Origin of the sequence: Bacillus sp. TH50, assembly GCF_016650565.1 — a bacterium.
GTDB lineage: Bacteria > Bacillota > Bacilli > Bacillales > Bacillaceae_G > Bacillus_A > Bacillus_A mycoides.
Genome location: NZ_JAEKFM010000007.1, coordinates 842,175 through 859,839, shown reverse-complemented (window position 1 = coordinate 859,839; position 17,665 = coordinate 842,175). Strand labels below are relative to the sequence as shown.

General features: G+C 37.8%; 17 protein-coding genes and 1 pseudogene. 10 read left to right on the top strand and 8 right to left on the bottom strand.

Annotated elements, in window-relative coordinates; genetic code table 11:
• Positions 1-59: 59 nt before the first annotated feature.
• Both JFU23_RS31240 and asnB read right to left on the bottom strand, forming a co-directional pair.
• Positions 60-648, bottom strand: a pseudogene (locus tag JFU23_RS31240) (hypothetical protein).
• A gap of 189 nt (positions 649-837) precedes the next feature.
• The gene (gene asnB, locus JFU23_RS21465; RefSeq protein ID WP_201032672.1) at positions 838-2,685 is read right to left on the bottom strand and encodes an asparagine synthase (glutamine-hydrolyzing); all 1,848 of its coding nucleotides are present in this window, start codon (positions 2,683-2,685) and stop codon (positions 838-840) included.
• Between the two features lie 242 nt (positions 2,686-2,927).
• On the opposite strand from asnB, the gene JFU23_RS21460 reads away from it, so the two are divergent.
• Positions 2,928-3,482, top strand: coding sequence for a DUF2777 domain-containing protein (locus JFU23_RS21460; RefSeq protein ID WP_002140810.1), 555 nt, complete (start codon positions 2,928-2,930; stop codon positions 3,480-3,482).
• Between the two features lie 57 nt (positions 3,483-3,539).
• On the opposite strand, the gene JFU23_RS21455 is transcribed toward JFU23_RS21460, so the two are convergent.
• A complete protein-coding gene (locus JFU23_RS21455; RefSeq protein ID WP_002011256.1) occupies positions 3,540-3,908 on the bottom strand; it encodes a YisL family protein in 369 nt (122 codons plus the stop codon).
• 150 nt (positions 3,909-4,058) lie between these two features.
• Between JFU23_RS21455 and rocD the strand changes: the two genes are divergently transcribed.
• Positions 4,059-5,249, top strand: coding sequence for an ornithine aminotransferase (gene rocD / locus JFU23_RS21450; RefSeq protein WP_000616665.1), 1,191 nt, complete (start codon positions 4,059-4,061; stop codon positions 5,247-5,249).
• A gap of 106 nt (positions 5,250-5,355) precedes the next feature.
• A complete protein-coding gene (locus JFU23_RS21445; protein ID WP_000925332.1) occupies positions 5,356-5,640 on the top strand; it encodes a hypothetical protein in 285 nt (94 codons plus the stop codon).
• A 34-nt stretch (positions 5,641-5,674) separates the two neighbouring features.
• On the opposite strand, the gene JFU23_RS21440 is transcribed toward JFU23_RS21445, so the two are convergent.
• On the bottom strand, positions 5,675-6,577 hold the full coding sequence (locus JFU23_RS21440) for a fumarylacetoacetate hydrolase family protein (protein ID WP_002125896.1): 903 nt from the start codon (positions 6,575-6,577) through the stop codon (positions 5,675-5,677).
• Between the two features lie 243 nt (positions 6,578-6,820).
• Here JFU23_RS21440 and JFU23_RS21435 point away from each other — a divergent pair, with 243 nt between their 5' ends.
• The 7 genes from JFU23_RS21435 to gerPF all read left to right on the top strand — a co-directional run bounded on the left by JFU23_RS21435 (position 6,821) and on the right by gerPF (position 9,081).
• Complete coding sequence (locus JFU23_RS21435) at positions 6,821-7,000, top strand: aspartyl-phosphate phosphatase Spo0E family protein (protein WP_002087032.1); 180 nt, start codon at positions 6,821-6,823, stop codon at positions 6,998-7,000.
• Positions 7,001-7,096: 96 nt separating this feature from the next.
• Positions 7,097-7,318 (top strand): spore germination protein GerPA, encoded by a 222-nt coding sequence (gene gerPA, locus JFU23_RS21430; protein ID WP_001111190.1) that lies wholly within the window; start codon positions 7,097-7,099, stop codon positions 7,316-7,318.
• A gap of 14 nt (positions 7,319-7,332) precedes the next feature.
• Positions 7,333-7,539: a spore germination protein GerPB gene (gerPB, locus tag JFU23_RS21425; RefSeq protein WP_001012505.1), complete on the top strand. Its 207-nt coding sequence runs from the start codon at positions 7,333-7,335 to the stop codon at positions 7,537-7,539.
• A gap of 67 nt (positions 7,540-7,606) precedes the next feature.
• Entirely contained in the window at positions 7,607-8,221 is a 615-nt protein-coding gene (gene gerPC, locus JFU23_RS21420; RefSeq protein WP_085309710.1) for a spore germination protein GerPC, read from the top strand.
• Positions 8,222-8,227: 6 nt separating this feature from the next.
• The gene (gerPD, locus tag JFU23_RS21415; RefSeq protein ID WP_001052805.1) at positions 8,228-8,422 is read left to right on the top strand and encodes a spore germination protein GerPD; all 195 of its coding nucleotides are present in this window, start codon (positions 8,228-8,230) and stop codon (positions 8,420-8,422) included.
• Positions 8,423-8,436: 14 nt separating this feature from the next.
• Positions 8,437-8,823, top strand: a complete 387-nt coding sequence (locus tag JFU23_RS21410) for a spore germination protein GerPE (protein ID WP_002125894.1) — start codon at positions 8,437-8,439, stop codon at positions 8,821-8,823.
• A 42-nt stretch (positions 8,824-8,865) separates the two neighbouring features.
• Positions 8,866-9,081 carry a spore germination protein GerPF gene (gene gerPF / locus JFU23_RS21405; protein WP_001141570.1) on the top strand — a complete coding sequence of 72 codons (216 nt, stop codon included), beginning with the start codon at positions 8,866-8,868 and terminating at the stop codon, positions 9,079-9,081.
• A 55-nt stretch (positions 9,082-9,136) separates the two neighbouring features.
• Here the strand turns inward: gerPF and JFU23_RS21400 are convergent, their stop codons facing one another.
• The 4 genes from JFU23_RS21400 to addB form a co-directional block, all read right to left on the bottom strand.
• Positions 9,137-9,859: a DNA alkylation repair protein gene (locus JFU23_RS21400; RefSeq protein ID WP_201032671.1), complete on the bottom strand. Its 723-nt coding sequence runs from the start codon at positions 9,857-9,859 to the stop codon at positions 9,137-9,139.
• Between the two features lie 192 nt (positions 9,860-10,051).
• Positions 10,052-10,330 (bottom strand): RNA polymerase alpha subunit C-terminal domain-containing protein, encoded by a 279-nt coding sequence (locus JFU23_RS21395; RefSeq protein ID WP_002011271.1) that lies wholly within the window; start codon positions 10,328-10,330, stop codon positions 10,052-10,054.
• A gap of 23 nt (positions 10,331-10,353) precedes the next feature.
• Positions 10,354-14,079 (bottom strand): helicase-exonuclease AddAB subunit AddA, encoded by a 3,726-nt coding sequence (gene addA / locus JFU23_RS21390; RefSeq protein ID WP_201032670.1) that lies wholly within the window; start codon positions 14,077-14,079, stop codon positions 10,354-10,356.
• Positions 14,076-17,591, bottom strand: a complete 3,516-nt coding sequence (gene addB, locus JFU23_RS21385; protein WP_201032669.1) for a helicase-exonuclease AddAB subunit AddB — start codon at positions 17,589-17,591, stop codon at positions 14,076-14,078. Before addB ends, addA begins: the two co-directional genes overlap by 4 nt.
• Positions 17,592-17,665: the final 74 nt, after the last annotated feature.

Here is a 17,665-nt window from a genome sequence, read left to right as displayed (position 1 = left end):
CAAGGGTGATCCTCCTCTTTCCTTCATAGTAATTATTATTTATTTAAAATTATTATAAACTAATTATTATTCAAAATTAAATCCTTGTCAACTATTTCCTTCATTTTTTGGAAACAATTTCAGCTAAACAAGCAATAAATACAGATTGTGAATTGGGCATATTTAGTCTAAAATATGCGGCATTTAATTCATCAGTTACAACTTTACATTCATAATCGGTGTCATATAAAGTGAAACTTTAATCAGTGGGGGGTGTTCATCCCACACTGATTATTAGTTGAACCAATCGGGCATTTACGGGCAGTTGATCTCCCACCTAACTTCTTTGCTCCAGCTGAATTTTGAGGTGGCAGTTTTACTGCCCGTTAATGCGGGATAAAATTCTTAAATCGAGCAATGTGTTTTAAACCTAAGTAACAAAAAAATTCATACTCTGTAAACATTTTATTCATTGAATCTGTTAATTTATGCGCCTGCTCTTTCATTATTTTCCCAAGCGGTGAAATTCCACCAATTGCTTTATACCGTCCGATTAAATTTTGGAGCGCTTCTTCAGACGGCTTACGCCCGTGACGAATACGAGTATACATCATCTAATGACTCCGGCGTTCCATACGCCATCACAAGCAAACCTATTTTCTTCGTCATCTATATAGCACCTCAATTTTGGAAATGAGAATCCTTTTCAAGAACATTTGTTTCCAATTATAACAAGCAATAATAAGTACGTCAAAATAATAATTCTAAATAAGTATTATTTCTAATATGATTTCGAATTTTATATGACAATCTATTTAAGAAAAAGAGCGGCTCACATAAATATAAGCCGCTCTTTCCCTATTCCTTAATATTCACCCCATACTCTTTAAACCAAACATGAATTTGTGCTAAATGAGCTAAAAGCTGCGGCCCAGTCATTAATTGACCGAACCACGGTTTTTGAAATGCACTGCCGCCAGACTGGATCAATCCGCTCAATTGCTCCTTATCGAACAATTCATGCAAAATTGAGCCTTTATCCGTTAATAAATCTTGGAGCCATACTGTGACTGCTTTCGTATAGTGCGGGTTATGCGTTTTCGGATACGGACTTTTCTTTCTATACAATATATCATTTGGAAGTAATCCTTCTAAAGCCTTACGCAATAGACCTTTTTCGCGGTTTTTATACATTTTCATTTCCCAAGGAATATTCCACGCATATTCGACAAGTCGGTGGTCCGCAAATGGAACGCGTACTTCTAAGCTTGCCCCCATACTCATACGGTCTTTTCTGTCTAATAATGTTGTCATAAACCATACCATGTTTAAATAAAATAATTGTCGTCTCTTCGCTTCTAATGGGCTTTCTCCCTCTAAAATAGGAACTTCTTGAATGGATTCTTCATAGCGTTGTTGTACATATTGTTGTAAATTTAATTTATTTCTCCATTCTTTCTTCAGAAGTTGTTCACGCGCTTCTGTAGAACGCATCCACGGAAATACACTTGATTGTAAATCATCTTCTCTATAAAACCACGGATAACCGCCGAATATTTCATCTGCACATTCTCCAGATAAACCGACGACAAAATCTTGTTTTATTTCACGGCAAAACCATAATAATGAAGAATCAATATCTGCCATACCAGGCAAATCGCGAACGAGTACTGCTTCTGTTAAATACTGTGCTAGTTGTTCATTAGAAATGACGCAGCGATGATGAATTGTTTGAAATGTCTCTGTCATTAAATTAATAAATGGTGCATCTGAATTCGGCTGAAACGCATTCGCTTTAAAATATTTGTCGTTATCTTCATAGTCAACAGAATACGTGTGCAATTGACCTTTCCCTGATCTTTCATACTCTTTCGCGGCAATTGCTGTGATAGCACTTGAATCTACACCTCCTGATAAAAAAGTGCATAGTGGTACGTCAGAAACTAATTGTCTCGTAATCGCATCTTGTAATAAAAAACGAGTTTTCTCTACTGTTTCTTCAAATGAATCTTCATGTTTTTTACTTTCTACATTCCAATATCTCCATATGCATAAACCGTCTTTTGAGAACGTCATTGCATGACCCGGACGCAGTTCTTGAATACCAGCATATACACCGTGACCAGGCGTTCTAGATGGTCCGAGGCCAAATATTTCTGACAACCCTTCTAACGTTACTTCCGCCTTCACATCTGGATGCGCTAGTATCGCTTTTAACTCTGAACCAAATAATAATCGTCCGCTATCATATTTATAAAAAAGCGGTTTTACACCTAATCGATCTCTGGCAATAAAGACTCGTTCATTTTTCTCATCCCATACTGCAAACGCATATATACCGTTTAAATGATCGACACATTCTTCTTTCCATTCAATATAAGATGCCAATAGTACTTCTGTATCGGAATGCCCTTTAAATGTATAACCTCTTCTTAATAACTCTTTGCGAATATCTTCTGTATTGTAGAGCTCTCCGTTATAGCAAATCGCATAACTCGTTTCGTCTTTTAAACAAGTCATGGGTTGTTTACCACCTTCAGGATCTACAACGATTAACCGTTTATGCCCAAATGCGACGTTCCCTTTAATCCAAACTTTATTATCATCTGGACCGCGTTTCGCTAGCGTTTCCGCCATCTTCGTCACGATGTCCCTTTCCCCTTCTAATGAGCGTTTATAATCCACCCATCCTGTAATCCCGCACATAAGAATCATCCTTCCTAATCTAATATCTGTTTCTGAACGTGCAGTAATCCCCACCTTATGAGTGCGGATACATAAAAACAACAAACTTGACGATAACTAACTATCCATATATGGAATAGCAGTTTCACAGTGTAAAGCGTGTTTTATTGTATGCCCATCTATCTTTAGGTGTGTCTAGTTATAAAGAACGTACGAACTGTCCATAACAAGAATAACTATTTCTATAAAAGGAGAAATGAACTATGATACAACGCAAACATATTTTGTATAACCAACCGCGCGCTCATACAGTCGGTAATGTAGAATATATAAACAAAGAATGGGTATTCTTTGATGATGAAAATGATGAGGCTTTTCTATTAGAAGATATTGCTGAAGATGGTTTTGAAATTTTATATAACAACAATTGGCTACCAGCTCGTTTTTATGAACAAGACATATTACAAATTGCAAATGAACAACATTCTCTCCAAAACGGGGAAATGATACGAATTCGAAAAAAATTACTTCTTAGCTATAATGAATGGCTTGAGGAATTACCTGACTCTGTCTTTACATTATTAACCGAATCATTGCAATCACTTAATTACTCTTTATATGATTGCATGTATTGTCATAATTATTTATCCTTCTTGCCAAAAGAGGAAGCATGCGAAGGAGTAAATATTCTTTTATTCGATAACGACGAAATGATTTGTACATTGCAGCATCATTTTGTACGCCACTCTTCCTCTAATAAAAATATTTTGCGATTTACGAAAGTAAACGGAGAAGAGTTGCATATTGATGCGACATAAAGTAAAAAAACACCTTATAATCTCCCAAACATGTGAGATTATAAGGTGGTTTTATTTTTATTTGAATACGTACCAGCCAAGCGGTAATTTTAGTCCTAAGTATAATACCGCTACTAGCGCGACAATAAATAAGCCCCAAACCGCCCCTGTTGGTTTGTTTTTGCTCATTTTCACAAGAACCATTTCCATTCCAGCGATTACTAATATACCAGCTAGCATTTTCATGCCGTACCACATGTGCATGCTACCTGTTGCCGTCTTCACAATACTCATGTACAACATGAAACCTGTCACAATAATGATAATGTACATAAGGCGAAGCCCCATATGTACACCTTTACCTTTTCTTCCTGCTGAATAAAGTGAATACGCAACGAAGAATAAAATTAATCCTAACGCCCATGCTGTAATATGCATATGTACCATCGTATCCCTGCCTCCTCTTTTTCACACTTTTTCACTCTATATGATAACATGTTCATATATTTTCAGGAAATGTTTCGCTTTTTTATATTTAAATGCTATAATATTTAGAGTATTTACAAACTTCTTGTAATAACAAAAGGGGGAACAATCATGATTCAAACTAAGGATATTATCGAACTTACAGACACATACGGGGCAAATAACTACCATCCACTTCCAATCGTTATTTCTAAAGCAGAAGGCGTTTGGGTAGAAGATCCTGAAGGAAACCGCTATATGGACTTATTAAGTGCATATTCTGCAGTAAACCAAGGTCATCGTCATCCAAAAATCATTAACGCTTTAATTGACCAAGCTAATCGAGTGACGTTAACTTCTCGTGCTTTCCATAGCGATCAATTAGGTCCTTGGTACGAAAAAGTTGCGAAACTAACAAATAAAAATATGGTACTTCCTATGAATACAGGCGCAGAGGCTGTTGAAACTGCAATTAAAACAGCTCGTCGCTGGGCTTATGATGTGAAAAAGGTAGAAGCAAACCGTGCAGAAATCATCGTTTGTGAAGATAACTTCCACGGACGTACAATGGGTGCTGTTTCTATGTCATCAAACGAAGAGTACAAGCGCGGCTTCGGTCCAATGCTTCCTGGCATTATTGTAATTCCTTATGGTGATTTAGAAGCGTTAAAAGCTGCGATTACACCAAATACAGCTGCATTCATTTTAGAGCCAATCCAAGGTGAAGCAGGAATTAACATTCCACCAGCTGGTTTCTTACAAGAAGCTTTTGAAGTATGTAAAAAAGAAAACGTTTTATTCGTAGCAGATGAAATCCAAACAGGCTTAGGCCGTACGGGTAAAGTATTTGCTTGCGACTGGGACAATGTAACTCCTGACATGTACATACTTGGTAAAGCACTTGGCGGCGGCGTATTCCCAATCTCTTGTGTTGCAGCAAACAGCGACATTTTAGGTGTATTCGAGCCAGGTTCTCACGGTTCTACATTCGGTGGTAACCCACTTGCATGTGCTGTTTCTATTGCAGCTCTTGAAGTATTAGAAGAAGAAAAATTAACAGAGCGTTCTCTTCAATTAGGAGAAAAACTAGTTGGGCAATTAAAAGAAATTGATAACCCTATGATTACTGACATTCGCGGTAAAGGTTTATTCATCGGTATCGAATTAAACGAGCCAGCTCGTCCTTACTGTGAACAACTAAAAGCAGCTGGTCTATTATGTAAAGAAACACACGAAAACGTAATTCGTATTGCACCACCTCTAGTAATCTCTGAAGAAGATTTAGAGTGGGCGTTCCAAAAAATTAAAGCTGTACTATCTTAATCATAGTGAGGTTGTCCTAAATATAGGACAACCTCTTTCTTTTTTTAGTAGTTTATCGTAAAATAAAATTGAATATTCTGTTTTTCGTTAAAAAGGGGGTAACTGTATGCTATTGAAATACGGTAAACACATTAATAATTTAGCTACAATTTTTATTTCTATGACATTCATCGGCTTCATATTATCTACAACTTTACTCAGTCATTATTCAACTCCTAATACATTCACACTACTCAAAACATCATTTTGGGCTGCTGTTTTCCTTACAATTATCGGTTTTGGCCGTGAGAGAAGCGCACTTGCAGTTATGCTAATTGGAATTTGTACTTTAGCATTAATCGGATTGTATATTTTCGCCATCATAGATTACTCCGTTAATCCACGCCCATAGAAAAGAGCTATCTTTTCACAAGATAGCTCTTTTTTCATTTCACAATATTTCTAAGCGTACCAATTCCCTCTACTGTAATAACAACTTCATCACCAGCATGTAAAAACTTCGGTGGTGTAAAACCTTTACCAACACCAGCTGGTGTCCCTGTTGCAATGATATCTCCTGGCTCTAATGTCATGCCTTTACTTATAGTTGAAATAATTTCTTCTACTGAAAAAATCATTTCTCTCGTATTTGAAGTTTGCCTTACTTCTCCATTTACCACTGTTTCAATGTGTAATGCATTCGGCGTTCTAACCATCGATTTATGAATTAAATACGGTCCCATCGGACAAAATGTATCGAAACTTTTCCCTAGGAAAAATTGTTTATGTTTTCTTTGAATATCCCGAGCAGTTACATCATTTATAACTGTATATCCAAAAACATGATCAAGAGCTTTTTCTATTTTTATTTGTTTCCCTCGCTTACCGATAACGATTGCTAGTTCACCTTCGTAATCAAGTTCATTCGTCGCGTGAGGGTGACCATTAATTTGCTCATCAATTCCAATCACTGTTGTTGGCGCCTTTGTAAAAATCATTATATTTTCAGGGATAGACTCTACTCCGCCCATTTCTACCGCATGCTCACGATAGTTCTTTCCAACACAAAGAATATTTTTTCTCGGCCTTGGAATCGGTGCTAATATTTTCACCTCTGCTAACGGATAATACGCCGATCCCGCATTTTCCTTCGCCCAATTTACAATATCGTACACTTTCTCAAGACATTCGCTTCCTCTTTCAATACACTCTAACATGGTAATTGGGATAGTAACCTTTTCCCCTTTTTGTCTTTGCGCTTCTCTTAAATGTAATACCTTTTCTTCCTCTTCATCCACAATACCTACAAATACTTTTTCTTCTTTCTTCGCCGTTACAAAACGCAACATTTCCACTCTCCATCCTAAAACTCATACCCTATAATTGTATTCGCATCCTTAAGAAAAAAACCTTCTTATACACGCTAATTTTTACAATATTCAACCATTCTTACATTTGTTCCTCATCCGTTATTTGACATAAAATGTAGAAATTATACTTTTTTTAGCGAAGATGTTTCTTTTTTATGGGATTTTTGTATAATATGTACTACATATATACATAAAATTTATTGAGAGATGGAGCCGATTTCAATGTTTGAGCAAGCTATCGAAAAAAAACGCGAAAAAATGATCTATTTTGCTGAACGCTACGGAATGACTTCTCAAAAAACAGTAGATTGTAGCCAGGAATTGGACAGGCTCTTAAATGTTGTTTGGCCTATACATACAGATTGCACACATACTCAAATGTTCGAAACACATACGCAATAACGTATGTGTTTCTTTTATTTCGAAAAAATACACATTTTATTGAAAACGCCCATACAATAGTAGAAAAGAAAATTTTAAAAACGAAAGGTGTTTTTTATGCCAGCTATGGTCGGACATATTCGTATCGTTAACATTGGATCAAGTGGTATTTTTCATATTGGAGATGTATTTGCGATTAGGCCTATTAGTTATTCACGCGCTTTTGCGGGAGCCGGTTCATTTAATGTTGGGGATAACGTCTCTGTCTACAATTATCAAAGCTCAACGACCGTCAATGATTCAGATGTAATTGATCAAGCAATAATTGGTTCGAACTAAAGGGGGCGATTGCATTGAATTTTTATGTGAACCAAAGTATCATCATTAACAGCATTAAAATCGATAGCATTACGACCTCTTCCGTTTTTCAAATTGGAACTGCAGGTAGTATTAAGGCTCTTTCTAAATTCTCAAATTCTGGCGGATTTACAGAACCGCTTCGCCCTTTACATGCGAAAGGACAAATTATTTCCATCAAACCATCAACTAGTTCTTCTTAAGGTATCCTTGTCATAAATATATAGCAGGAATATATTTCCCCTCCCTATTGAAAAGGAGGTTTCACAAATGAATCAAGATATATATACTTACCTACACCAACTTCAACAAGCTCTCCAAATACAGCAGCAAACTATTCTAAATCTTGAAGAGCAAGTTCGCCTACTACAAGAAGAGCTTACTGAGTTAAAAAGTCGTCCCTCCTCTTCTATAGGAAAAGTGGAATATAAATTCGATCAATTAAAAGTAGAAAATTTAAATGGTACTTTAAATATTGGCTTGAATCCATTTTCAACAAAAGGACAACAAATTGAAGATTTTCAAGTAGATACAGAAACATTAAAAGTAAATCCTGAAACAGAAACAAATCCAGACTTTTATCAAGGTATCCTTCAAGAAATGCATCGCTATTTAGATGAAGAAGCATATAGTCGAATTCTCCATTTTGAACAAGAAGAGAGAACACCGCTTGATGAGATGTATCGACAAATGATGGTGGATGACATAAAAAAACAGATGGAACATAGACTTCCGTATTATTTATCACAAGTTCAATCGTATGAGGGGATTTCCTCAGATCCCGATTATTTACGAGACGTCATTATTCAAGCGATGAAACAAGATATTGACAAGGCGTTCCTTTCCTTTATTCAACACATACCGGGCAATTTCCGAAAGGAGTGAGTATGCATGAATTTAAATGTTGTAAACCGCGAGTTAAAAGTAGGCCAGATTAAAATGAACGGGGTTTCTTCTTCCGCATTATTTTTAATTGGAGATGCAAACCTTCTCATCCTTTCTTCTATTCTTGATACGCCATTCGAATCTGTTACAGAGGGACCATTTGTACCATTAGTAACAGATGTCCCTCCGACTCCAGGTTGAGGAGAGGGAAAATTATGCTCCGTCATACTTCAATTGTACAAAATGTTTCTATCGTTTCTATGGGGGTTGCAGCTGTCTTCCAGGCCGGGGATTCTAATCAAATAGAATTAAAAAATAGAGCACTTATCGTTCATCGAGAAATCCCTTGTTATATAAAAGGTGAAGGTCGTTTTGATGCGTTTGAAATCTTTACAGATGAGTACATTACAATTCCAAAGCGAACAACAGATGTAAAACTAAATATTGTAAATGAGTGCCCTTTTATTGAAGTAAATGATGTTCACTTGCGAACCCTTTTAAATTCCGCGTGCTTCCAAATCGGCAATGTTGACTATGTTTTTAATAATTCTCGCACGCTACAAATCCGCCAATTTATTACTGATGAACCTTCCTCTAAATAATTCATATAGTAATTAAAAAGCTTAGCAAAGTAGGTGGATGGTATGCCTTCGGTTGTAGGAAATCTTGTCGTTCAAAACAGTAACGGCTCTTTCAACTTAGGAGATTTTTATAACGTTTCTCCGAAAGAAAATACGAAAGCTTATAATGGCTCTGGGGCTTCCAATGTCGGATTTGTCGTCAACACTTTTAGCGGCGTTAGCGCAACAAATACATTTGATTCGGACGTTGCAGACCAAGATCAAATTGGAACAGCGTAAAAAAGAAACAGCTTTAGCTCTATTTTGTGTAGAGCTAGGGCTGTTTCTTTTAATTTTAACATCTTACATATTTACGTTTGAACCCCAGTCTTCCTCTATCAAGTTCTTTATGAATACTTTCGTAAGCATTTAGAAAACTACTTTTCTTGTTATCCCGTTTTAGTTCTACTATGCCTACTTCCTTTGCGGTTTCAACTGCCTTTTCATGTAGCGGCACATATGAAATCCCCACAGTGTTTAGAAAATTATTCATAGCGGATTTCGTACGTTCTGGCGCATCATGAATTGTATTTTTTACAACTTCTAGCATATTGGCAATCTTACTTTCGGAAAATTCATGGTCTTTTCGATTCCCTAAAAGCCAGCAGTAGCAACTCCATCCCGCTGACATTCTTAGTTCGTCACCACTTGCAATCCATTTATCAGCAACGTCTTGTGCAAAATCTGACTCTGATAAAGTTACTGCTACCACATAATCGGACAGCATATAAAAGTACGCCCCATTCATCCAACGATCAAAATCCGATTCTTTCATAGTTTTTGGATCTGCAATAATGCCTGCAAAGTACATCGCATCATAGTTACCTGTAGCATAGTTACCTGTAGCATAAAGCTCTTCAGCTAAACTTTGATTGATTTTTATTTTCTTCGCGATTGGTTTCATAGCACCTGTAGCTACGCCAAAAAGTGGCTCCTTTGCACCATTGGATATGTATATTTTTTTAGTTCGTTCCTTACTGAGAGTTTCAAGCTCTTGCATTACTGTTTCAAAATCCATCGTGTTGCACTTCCTTCCTTAATATTATAATCAATCCGCTTATATTCTTGATCCATCTTTTAAATCGTTTTGTCCATCGATTTACGATTTTCAAAATGGGATTTCGTTATACGCGTTTATCTAGCTAATTAATACCGATTATAAAAACTAATCATTAATGAAGATGCTACTCCCCGCTAATGATTAGTTTTTTTATTTAAATGATAATCCCTTATCTTCTAAAGCCGCTCTCAATTTAGGTAAAGATGCTGGCCCTATACCGTGCAGTTTCAAAATTTCTTTTTCACTATACTTTGAAAGTTCTGCTTCAGTCGTTATTCCATGGTGCTCTAACGCTCGCCTTGCTGGTGCTGAAAGAAGAGAAAGAAAGCCTTCTTTTGGCTTTCTCTCTTTCTCACAGGTTGGGCAAGTTGGACAATCGCTACTTTTGTAGTACTCGTGTCCTTGATCACAAGTTCTTAACGTCGCCATAATCCATAACCCCTTTCTAAGCTCTATTCGTCAATCTTTACAACATGATTTCCATCAAAGAAATATAAACATTTCTCTTTCACAGGATGTTTTAAGCTTTTCTCGAGTGCCTTTGCATATAGTGAAAGCTGTACTTTGTATCGGTCTTCTAAAATTGGTTTCGCTTGATCAAATCCGCCTGGGAACTTTCCTTCAATCGTATCTGTTTTAAAGTCGATTAAAGTAATTCCGTCTTCCTCTTCGATCATGCAGTCGATAACCCCTTGGACAAGTATTGATTCGCCTTTCTTCCCTTGCCAATCTTGATACGCTTCTTCTGCTGAAAGCATCATCGTAAATGGTACTTCGCGCTCAACACTTTTTGCTGCTAATACCCTTTTACCTAAGTCACTGTCAAAGAATGAAATTACCTTTTCAATCGCTATTTCTTCAGCTTGTTCAAATGTTAATAGTTCTTTATTTACCATTCTTGCAATTTGTTCTTGAAGAACTTCGATCGTAATTGGTTTCTTCAAATCTACATGCTGCATAACGGCATGGACTGCTGTCCCTCGCTCTGCGTATGTTAGCCCTTTTTTCTCCATAAAGCGCGGACGTGTTTTAATTGGTGCACGAAGTTTTTTAATAAAGGCGTTATCGCTACCTTCTTCAGATTGATAATTTCTCTTTATTTCTGTAACAGACTGCTTCGCACGGTGAGATGTCGCGTCCGCATACCCGTATTCCCACATCAATCTGTCGTACACTTCTTCTTTCCGTTCACTTTCTAACGGAACAGCTTTTTTATCACGAAGCGCTTCTAATAACTCTTGTTTCTCTTCTTGAACTGGTTCTGGCGCAAGTAAATCTTTTCCTTCAACAACTTCTACTTTCCAGCTAGCACTATATTCATAAATTTCGCCTGGAATATTTCCTTGTCCTAATTCAAGAAGCCTTTCACTATCACGGTGTCTATATAAGGAAGGTGCAATCCAGTCTAAGTAGCAAGACGCTCCGGCACGAATATGGTCTGGTAATAACCATTCACTATGCTCTCTTGCATCGAGCCATTTTTCCATTTCTTTATTTGCATCTTTAACTGTTCCAATTAAAATCAACTTCTCTTTTGCACGTGTTAACGCTACGTATAGTACGCGCATTTCTTCCGCAATTAATTCCATCTTCATTTTACGCTTAATCGCTAGTTGCGATAATGTCGTATATTTAATTCGTTTACGAGGATCGATAAATTGTGAACCGAAACCGAAATCTTTATGAAGTAAGAAACGCTTCATTAAATCTTGTGTATTAAAACGGCGACCAAGTCCAGCTACAAATACGACTGGGAACTCTAGCCCTTTACTTTTATGAATCGTCATAATGCGAACAACATCTTCTTGTTCTCCGAGGGCTCTCGCCGTTCCCATATCATCTCCGCGTTCTAAAATACGCTCAATAAAGCGCAAGAAGCGGAATAATCCTCTAAACGATGTTGCTTCATATTGTCTTGCACGGTCATATAGTACGCGTAAGTTTGCCTGCCTTTGCTTTCCGGCTGGTAAACCGCCGACAAAGTCGTAATAGCCTGTCTCACCGTACACTTTCCAAATTAAATCAGAAAGAGATTGTTGACGCGCAAATTCACGCCACCCTTGCAGTAAGTTATAAAACCACTCTAATTTATCATGCAATTCTTGTTCTTCTTCAAGCGGCGCTCCCTTTAAGAATGAGCTCATCACTTCATAAAACGAGCCTTTCTTTCCATGAGCACGAAGCGTCGCAAGTTCTTCGTCATTTAGTCCAACGATCGGTGAACGAAGTACAGCTGCAAGCGGAATATCTTGCATCGGGTTATCAATGACGCGGAATACGTTCATCATAATATTTACTTCTGTCGCTTCAAAGTAACCAGTCGCAAGGTCAGCATATACCGGAATTCCTTGTAGTTTTAACTCTTCCATAATTTGCGGCGCCCATGGCATGGAGCGAAGCAAAATAACGAAATCACGATATTGCACTGGGCGCATACTATCAGTTTTACGATCATACACTGCATAGCCTGAATCGACCATTGCTTTAATACGCTGCGCCATAAGACGAGCTTCAAGCTGCGCTTTTTCTACTTCGGCACCTTCTTCACCGTCTTGCACTTCTTCCTCAGTTTGCTGAATACATAATAGCTCTGCCGCTACATCTTCACCTTCTGGATAGCTAGCACCTAGCTTTAATTCAGCGTCAGCATCATAATCGATTTCGCCGACTTCTTCGCCCATAATTTGTTTGAAAATAAAGTTCGTACCTGCTAGCACTTCATGACGGCTACGGAAGTTTTTCGCTAAGTCAATCTTCATTCCGCCGCCCGATCCTTCTTGTGTGAAACGTTTATATTTTCCTAAGAATAAACCAGGCTCTGCTAGTCGGAAACGATAGATTGACTGTTTTACGTCACCAACCATGAACAAGTTTCCTTCACTCTCAGAATCTTTCGTTACGAATTTAATAATTGATTCTTGTACGAAGTTCGTATCTTGATATTCATCAACTAGTACTTCCGCAAATTTATTACGATATTGAAGCGCTACTGCTGACGGCTTCATTTCACCGCCTTCACTTTGCTCGCTTAAAATTTGCAAACAGAAATGCTCTAAATCTGTGAAATCGACCATTCCTTTATCTCGCTTAATCGCTTGGAAACGCTCTGTAAATACTTTTACAAGCTTCACGAGTTTTTCTAATACAGGATGCATATCTTGAAAATCTCGTAAGAAACTTTCGGGTCTGCGGCTAAATAGCTCTTCTTGTAATTTCTTCACTTCATCTTTCGCTTTATTACGAAGAGAATCTACTTGTTTTACAACATCTTCGTTGTAATCACTTTTTTTAATACGCTTTAACGTTTGCCACGATACATTTTGCATCGCTTCATAAACGCTTGTCCACGATCCACTCGCTGCTGAGGATAACGTTCCAAGTAAAGCTAAATCCGCTTGTAAAGTTTCAACGCGAGGCGCTGGACCATCAGGAAGCATTGCGAGTTCAGTCGCCTTACGAATATGCTTTTCCGCTGTTTCAAGCTGAAACTTCACATCTTCTAATAAGTAAGAAGCGTACACTAAATCTTCAATCGTCTTTCCTTCAACGTCGTATGCTTCTACTAATTTATCAAGCCACTTCTCCGGGTTTGGATGCGCTCTTGATTCTGTATGAAGCGCTAAAATCATTCGTTGTAAGTCATCGTCACTACGGTCACTCGTATAACGATCAACTAGTTCAAAGAAAATACTATTATCTTCGATTCCATATTCTTCTTCTAATATGTCATCTAGCACTTCTTCTTTTAATAACTCATTTTCCGTTTGGTTCGCAATACGAAAACGAGGATCGACATCAAGCATGTAATAATATCCTCTAATAACTTGTAAACAAAATGAATGAATTGTAGAAATGGAAGCTTTATTTAATAAGCTAAGCTGCTTTCTTATATGCTGTGAACCTGGCCCATCAATTAATACTTTTTCTAACGCTTCCCCAATTCGATTTTTCATTTCTTGCGCTGCTGCATTCGTAAATGTTACAACGAGCAGGCGGTCGACATCGACTGGATTTTCCTCACTTATAATCTTTTTAATAATACGTTCAACTAATACCGCTGTTTTCCCTGATCCAGCTGCCGCTGCGACTAAAATATCACGTCCGTTCGCTACAACCGCTTTCCACTGGTCATCTGTCCATTGACTACCTTCTGGTTTCTGAGGCCAATTTTCTATCATTCTCCGCCAACCTCCTCTCTAATTTTCTCCATCGCTTCGCTATCTTTCATATCTTTTAACGTACGGAATTGGTTATCTTCAAGTGATTCATCAAATTGACAAACAGATTTGAAGTTACAGAACGTACATGCCGCTTTATTCCCCTTTTTGTAAGGAGCAATATCGATAACACCTTCTGTAATGTCTTTTCCGATATTTTCAAACGAGTGGTGTACATATTTTTGAAGTACGTTAAACTCTTGTTCACTTGCAATGCTAGAACGCGCACTAAAACTACCATCTTTTTTCAGACCAGCAGAAATAATATCAGAGCTTCCTGTTGAAAGTTTATTATCCATTAAACGCACAACGTCAGCATCTCCTAGTACGAGACCTTTCATTTTAAATTTCTTTAAAATTTCTTTCTCAATTTCTTCTTCAGATGCATCGCCTTTCATCTCAACAATCGGGTTATGAATATGGAAATACAATACACCCGCCGGTGATGCAGTACTGCCCTTTTTCATCCACGTATGTGCATTTGAAGTAACAACGTCTAAATACGTTAACATTTGAAGTGCGAGTCCGTAATACACTTCTGTTAAATCTAACGCTTTCGAACTTGATTTATAATCAATAATACGAAGGAACGTACCACTCTCATCTTCCGCCTTATCAACACGGTCAATACGGCCAACTACTTCCATCTTCACACCATTTGGCAACGCAAATTCCATCGGCGGAAGCGATCCAGTCCCGCCCATACCGAACGGTACTTCTAAATCAACTGGTACAAATCCACTCGACTTCGCATGTTCACGAAGAATAAGTGACGTACGGAAAATGATTTGTTGTAGTTTTTGCTTTAAATAGAAATGACGGTTCGAACTTAATAAAATTTGTCTTTGTAATAACGGTGCAATTTCTTCTATTACTAAAGCAGAAAGGTGTTCACACTCTTTTATTGATAAATCCGCCCAAGTCCGATTTTCACGTAATAGCTTGTCTGCAATTCTCTTCAGCGCTGCATGGAATAATTCACCGATATCTGGCGCATCAAGTTTGAAAATATCACGCTCTCTTAGCGATAAACCGTGCTGGGCAAAATGAGCGTACGCACAGCGATTAAATAGTTCCATACGAGAAACGCTTCCCTTAATTGTATCTCCATATAAATCCCTACTTACATCTGTACTTAGTTTCTGTGCACGATTTCGGTAGAATAAACTTGATAACACACGGCTACTTTTTTGCTTCCATTCATCTGAAGTAACGTAGAAGTTATATACGTCCCACCAAAAGTCTAAATTCCCTTCAAATCCGTATCGCTTCCACGTTTGCAGTTGCTGCATGACATAAGACAACGTTACTTCTGGCGTTGCTACATATGAGATTTGTTCCGAACGCGATAAGTCATTTACATCATTCGTAATAAACGATTCTTTCACATCAGGGAACATTCTTTTTATTTTTTTAATAAAACTAGAAGCAAGTAACGTCTTTCCTTCTTCATCCGCAAGTGGACAGGAAATGTATAACTTCTCAGATGCTCTCGTCACCATTTGATACATAACGAACTGTTCTTCTAATAAAGTTTGTCTCGTCGTTGGTGCTAATTCGATACCTGCAGCGGTGAGAACATTTCTTTCCTCATCAGAAAGCATACCTTCATCCATAGGCGCTGCTGGAATCACTCCTTCATTTACTCCAATAATGAACGTCGCTTTAATATCTGATAATCTAGAATGATCAATGTTAGCAACTAACACTTGATCTAGTGACGGCGGAATATTCGCAAATTGAAGTGCCTCAAGACCTGTCGACATAACCTCCGTAAACATTGAAAGGGACATCTTCTCTTCGCCAAGCATCTCAACGAACGTATCAAGAAGATTCATCACTTCTTCCCATACTTGCTCATGGTCTGTCGCAAATAAGAAATCTCCATTTTCTTCTGCACGAACACGTAATTCTTCTAGTTTTTTCGGAACGTCAAGCTCCTCTAAAAATAAATATACCGCTTCGCACATTTGCATAACTGTTCCAGCACGCTTCAGTCTTTTTTGCATACGAATAATTGGCGTTCTTACAACGTCGCGAAGTCGATTTATTCTCTCTTCCATTTCACGCTCACTGTCTGTTATCATTTCGCTCGCATCATCAAGAGAACGATAACGACGATACATCCACGGATCTTCAGAAGTCCATCTCTTCCCTTGTACACCGTACGCTAAACAGTAGTTTTCAAACTCATCCATCTCTTCGCGCATCGCTTCTTTTCTTACATCTAATGGATATAAAAGCTCTGTTTTCACGCAGCGAAATACTGCATCATAACGCCAATTCCCGCTAATAATCTCGAGTGCAGAACGAATACATTCTACTAGCGGATGATGTGACATTGGGCGTTTTTCATCGATGAAATGCGGGATATTATAATCCGTAAATAACGTTCGCATTACGTCGTAATAACTTTCTCCGTTACGAAGAAGGACTGCGATATCTCGGTAACGATAGTCTTCATCCGCCACAAGTCTTCTAATTTCACGAGCTACACCTTCTACTTCAGCTCGTAAATTAGCTGCTGTACTAATTGTTACACTCGCTTCACCATGATACTTTTCATTCGGACGCGCTTCATAATGCGTTTCTAAATGAGCTAATGCTGGAGAATGAAAACGCGGTTGTTCCATAAGTGGAATTGTTTTTTCAATTTCTATTTTCTCTTCACGCGCTACTTGTTTTATTCGTTCATACGTTAACGTCGTTTCATAAAATAAATCTAGTTCATTCACTGGCTGCGCTAACGTTTTTTCATCTATCGTTAATGTTATTGTTACTCTTGTTCCTAATTTCATTAGCCCTCTAACGATTTCTAGCTCTTGAGGAGAAAATGAATGGAATCCATCTATATAAATTTCCGCGCCTTTTACATACTCAGAGTCTGAAAGCTTCTCAATTAATAATTGTAAGTAGTCTTCTGAATCTAAATACTTTCCGATTAAAGCACGTTCAAAATCATCATATAGTAACTGTAAATCATACACTTTATTCGCTAGTAGCTTTTGCTCTGCACTACTGCTATGCGTGTCTAATTGTTGCCACATTTCATATACGTTAGACGGCGTCACATTGTAACGTTTAAACTCAGCAATCATACTACCAAGATGTTCAAAGAAACCGTTTTGCTCCGCTGCTTTTTGAAACACAGATAGTCCATCTTTACGAGATTCTACAATTTTACGAAGCAACATATGTACACCAGCTTCATCAATATGAAGACGACTCGCTCCGCCAACTTCTTGCAGCACCTTCCACGCTAATCGCGAAAAACTAAAAACTTGTGCCCGAATAGAACCTCTTACATCTTCACTCCCAATTAACGCCTGCTGCGTTTGGAATGTCATCTGTTCTGGCACAAGATATAATATTGTTTTCCCTCTTGGGCGCTGTTTTAACTCTTCTTGCACTTCGTGTAAACAAAGTGTACTTTTTCCACTTCCAGCTCTACCAATCACAAATCGAAGTGACATGAAACCCCACCTTTCACTTACATAACGAACGTTAGTTTGCTATCACAATTGTATTATAGGACGATAAAAAAGAC